This is a genomic window from Moorena sp. SIO4A5 (assembly GCF_010672005.1).
GTDB lineage: Bacteria > Cyanobacteriota > Cyanobacteriia > Cyanobacteriales > Coleofasciculaceae > Moorena.
The window spans coordinates 1-3,632 of record NZ_JAAHHZ010000486.1 but is presented as its reverse complement, the minus strand read 5'-3'; the positions used below and the strand labels follow the sequence as shown (position 1 = coordinate 3,632).

Below are 3,632 nucleotides of genomic sequence, written 5' to 3'. Positions count from 1 at the left end.
CTTAATTCTTAATTCTTAATTCTTAATTCTTAATTCTTAATTCTTAATTCTTAATTCTTAATTCTTAATTCTTAATTCTTAATTCTTAATTCTTAATTCTTAATTCTTAATTCTTAATTCTTAATTCAAAAATTGCGTTCCACAAAACTATTCAAATCATTCCATTATTACTAAACACCCAAAATTCCCCTGTTTCAAAACAGGGGAATTTTGGAACAAACAATTGCTCAGAGCGATTAGCCCGAAGGGCTACGCTACGCGATCGCGCTTATCGACGGGTGATTGAATTTAATCTAAATAACCCATCAGCTGTGGATCAGCATCAATATCATTTGGGGCGATGGGACGCTTGCCCATGATGTACTCTATTTCATCAAGATGAAGATTACTAGCAGCAATTGGTCGCTCCCCAGACACCTTCATGATACCGAGTACCTCAATGTTGCTAGAGGTGATGGGGCGGTCTCCCATTACAGATATAGTTTCTAATACCTGGAGATTACTGGCATCAATTGGTCGATGTCCCATTATGCTTTGTGTTTCACTAATATTAAGGTCACTAGGAGCAATGGGACGGTTTCCAGGTAAAGGGGCAATTGCATCCAAGGCAGAGGTTTCCTGTTCTGGAGCTTCTGCTAGCTGAACTGCGGTAACGTTTTCATTGATTGCAGTGCTATCGCTCATAATCGTATACCTAGAAGTTTTTAACGGAGTTTTTTAGCTATTCGGGCAAGATTAGCCCTAGGTCCTACCCGCTTTCGGAGGTGTGGGATTAACTATTGGTGTTATGGCCTCGTCTATGGGCGAGCGGGGTGCTGACAAAGTAGGAGAACAAAAAAAGCTCTGGTTGCTGTATTGACCTGGAGTCTTTGCTGTAACTGAGTTTAGTAAGGGGTAATCGGTAAATGAGAATTGGTGATACTCATGCGAAAAATCCCATTAATTACGTTACAGACCGCAACGTTAGCTTAATTTTTGCTCTTGACTAACCTTTACAAGTATTATAAAGCCTTAACTATACTAAGTTACATTTTACGAAAGTAAACAATTAGGTCAAGGATTATAAAGCAGTTCTTAATTGGGTCAGCTACTTACGCCGGTGGGTTAATGGGAACAGGGAGCAGGGAGTAGGGAGTAGGGAGCAGTTGACAGGGGTAGGTTTGTTGTATTTAGCGACTGCATCAAGACGGGATAAGAAAATTGAATGGATCTGATAACTATGACAAATGCTATAAAGGTTGAGACTGGGTTCTGACCCCTTTAGCCCTACAACCAAAGCCCCACAACCGAGACCTCTGGAGCTAACAGGTTTGAGATACTACAGCTGATTAATGATTAACTGATAAGCAAGCAAATAACCTACCCTAAAGTGGATGCCAAAGGTGAATAACCCCCTAACCTATCTGAGACTGGATGTCAATGGGGAATAACCAAATAACCTTCATCCCTAGGATCGATTGCTGAGTTCTTCACATTTTGTTACAAATATAGAAGTAACTCTCGCAGGATGCAAGATGGTTATGTTAGGTGGCTTCACCGGTACAAATAATTCTGGCACCGACTGGGGTGAACAGCTGCTGAATACTGTCGCCAGCAAGACCATTCGCCACCTGTTTACCACAAGCGAATCGGTAGATGTTTCTGTGCGCTGCTTTCCCTCTAGCAAATTGCTACAAGGTAGCATCGATAGTTTCAAAATGAGTGGCCGTGGTTTAGTGATTCGTCGGGAATTCCGGACAGAGGAGATGTCCTTTGAAACCGATGCTGTCTCTCTGGATTTCAGCTCAGTGCTTCAGGGTAAGATTTCTCTGAAACAACCTACTCAAGCGATCGCTCAAGTTATTCTTACTGAAGCTGACATCAACCAATCCTTTAAAGCACAACTAGTTAGAAAGCGGCTGGAAAACCTTTCTACACCAGGGTTAACCGCACTATCTGGTGGTGCTCCGGTTTCCTTTACTGAGGTGCAAGTGCAGCTGCAACCGAACAATGGTCTACGGTTATTTGCTAAGGCTGACCTACCTAATTACGGCATAGTACCGATTAGTATGACATCTACCATCGGAGTAGAGCGACGACGGCGGATTTTGTTTAAAGACTCCCAGTTTCAACCTAATGAAATACCAGAGTCGTTACAAGAGATATCTAGAACTTTGACAGTAGCCCTGGATGAGATCTTGAACAATATGGTGGATCTAGACCGCTTCAACCTGGATGGTGTTACTATGCGCATCAATCGTCTAGAGACCCAAGGGAAAAAGCTAGTTTTCAGTGGCTACGCCCAAATCGATCACATCCCCAATAATCCTTGAGCGGTCAGCGGTCAGCGGTCAGCGGTCAGCCTTTAGCTGTTCGGTGTAGCGTGCGCGTAGCGCTAATCGCTGTTCGCTGTTCGCGTAGCGTGCGCGTAGCGCTAATCGCTGTTCGCTGATAGCTTTCAGAAAAACTCAGACAGGGGTTAAATTTCATCGGGATTAATACCCATCTGTCGTAACCGTTCTGCGAGTTGTTCAGCTCGTTGTTGAGCCAGTTCCTTCTGTTGGCGTTCATGTTCAGCTCGTTGCCGTTCAAGTTCGGCTCGTTGCCGTTGAAGTTCGGTTCGTTCAGCCTCAGTGGGAATCCAATTCCCATCTTGATCATACCAACGTAGCCACAACCGATTCAAGCCTCGATATTGACCAAGCCATAGCCCTATACCCAATTGCAACTCAGGGATCCAAAATTGGGCATTGTCTATGGTTTGGGGTTGATAGCTGCCGCCATCTAACTTAAAAATTCGCAATTCATTGCTGACTCGGTCGAAGGTGACATAGTAGGGAATAGCTAAAATCTGCTCGTACACTTCCCATTTGGTGGGTGGTTTTCCCGTTCGTTCACTGTAACCAAGGTCTTGATCTCTGGTGCTGGCAGAGAGCAACTCTATCGCCACAATTGGTCTGACCTCTTCTTGCCAGATCACATAACTCATTCTAAGCTCTCGTCCTTGGTAGAGTCGGGAAATCCCTACTACCGCAAACCAATCCGGTCGTTTGTACCAAGCGGTATGGTTGGGGTCATAATATAAGTTTAAGTCACTGGCCACAAACACCCTTTCGCTCTGATAATTGGGAGGACGAAAGGTCTCACTACACAGTTGTGGCTGCCAAATATGAAATTCGTCAGGCAAACCCGGCTCCTCCGGATCTTCACTGGGTAAATCATACATGGTGGGCAGGGTTTCTTTGGCCGGATGAGGGAGAATAACTTTTTTAAATGAGGGTTTGGCAAGTGACATGAAATTACCTCAATTTTTCCGACTGATGACTTTGATTTTAGCAAGGGAGTAGGGAGTAGGGAACAGGGAGTAGGGAGTAGGGAACTTCGGATCAGGGAACTTCGGATCAGGGAACTTCGGATCAGGGAACAGGAAAAAAATCCTGTGTACCTCATACTTATGAAAAACGCTGTTCCGACTCCCGATTCCCGACTCCCGATTCCCGACTCCCGACTCCCGACTCCCGATTCCCGACTCCCGACTCCCGATTCCCTGTTCCCAGATCCGCTGTTCCCTACTCCCTACTCCCTACTCCCTACTCCCTTTGCTCTATAATGATAAATAAACCAAAAAACAACTACCAATAAGATGCTGGATT

The 3,632-nt window shown here is 44.7% G+C and carries 6 protein-coding genes; 2 read left to right on the top strand and 4 right to left on the bottom strand.

The window, feature by feature from the left end:
- Positions 1-288: 288 nt before the first annotated feature.
- Positions 289-684, bottom strand: a complete 396-nt coding sequence (locus tag F6K57_RS39680; protein WP_293026440.1) for a hypothetical protein — start codon at positions 682-684, stop codon at positions 289-291.
- Positions 685-1,087: 403 nt separating this feature from the next.
- Positions 1,088-1,276 carry a hypothetical protein gene (locus tag F6K57_RS39675; protein ID WP_293026438.1) on the bottom strand — a complete coding sequence of 63 codons (189 nt, stop codon included), beginning with the start codon at positions 1,274-1,276 and terminating at the stop codon, positions 1,088-1,090.
- A gap of 238 nt (positions 1,277-1,514) precedes the next feature.
- Here F6K57_RS39675 and F6K57_RS39670 point away from each other — a divergent pair, with 238 nt between their 5' ends.
- Positions 1,515-2,312: a DUF2993 domain-containing protein gene (locus tag F6K57_RS39670; RefSeq protein WP_364306075.1), complete on the top strand. Its 798-nt coding sequence runs from the start codon at positions 1,515-1,517 to the stop codon at positions 2,310-2,312.
- Positions 2,313-2,337: 25 nt separating this feature from the next.
- Here F6K57_RS39670 and F6K57_RS39665 read toward each other — a convergent pair whose 3' ends face one another.
- Positions 2,338-2,469: a hypothetical protein gene (locus tag F6K57_RS39665; RefSeq protein WP_293046070.1), complete on the bottom strand. Its 132-nt coding sequence runs from the start codon at positions 2,467-2,469 to the stop codon at positions 2,338-2,340.
- Positions 2,459-3,274 (bottom strand): Uma2 family endonuclease, encoded by an 816-nt coding sequence (locus F6K57_RS39660; RefSeq protein WP_293074279.1) that lies wholly within the window; start codon positions 3,272-3,274, stop codon positions 2,459-2,461. The genes F6K57_RS39665 and F6K57_RS39660 overlap by 11 nt, the downstream gene beginning before the upstream one ends.
- Positions 3,275-3,433: 159 nt before the next feature.
- Between F6K57_RS39660 and F6K57_RS39655 the strand changes: the two genes are divergently transcribed.
- Entirely contained in the window at positions 3,434-3,589 is a 156-nt protein-coding gene (locus F6K57_RS39655) for a hypothetical protein (protein ID WP_293074276.1), read from the top strand.
- Positions 3,590-3,632 lie beyond the last annotated feature (43 nt).

Bases quoted from the DNA above. Each gene is read 5' to 3' on its own strand.
- F6K57_RS39680 (WP_293026440.1), bottom strand. From the start codon at position 684: ATGAGCGATAGCACTGCAATCAATGAAAACGTTACCGCAGTTCAGCTA.
- F6K57_RS39665 (WP_293046070.1), bottom strand. From the start codon at position 2,469: ATGAAATTTAACCCCTGTCTGAGTTTTTCTGAAAGCTATCAGCGAACA.
- F6K57_RS39670 (WP_364306075.1), top strand. From the start codon at position 1,515: ATGGTTATGTTAGGTGGCTTCACCGGTACAAATAATTCTGGCACCGAC.
- F6K57_RS39660 (WP_293074279.1), bottom strand. From the start codon at position 3,274: ATGTCACTTGCCAAACCCTCATTTAAAAAAGTTATTCTCCCTCATCCG.
- F6K57_RS39655 (WP_293074276.1), top strand. From the start codon at position 3,434: ATGAAAAACGCTGTTCCGACTCCCGATTCCCGACTCCCGATTCCCGAC.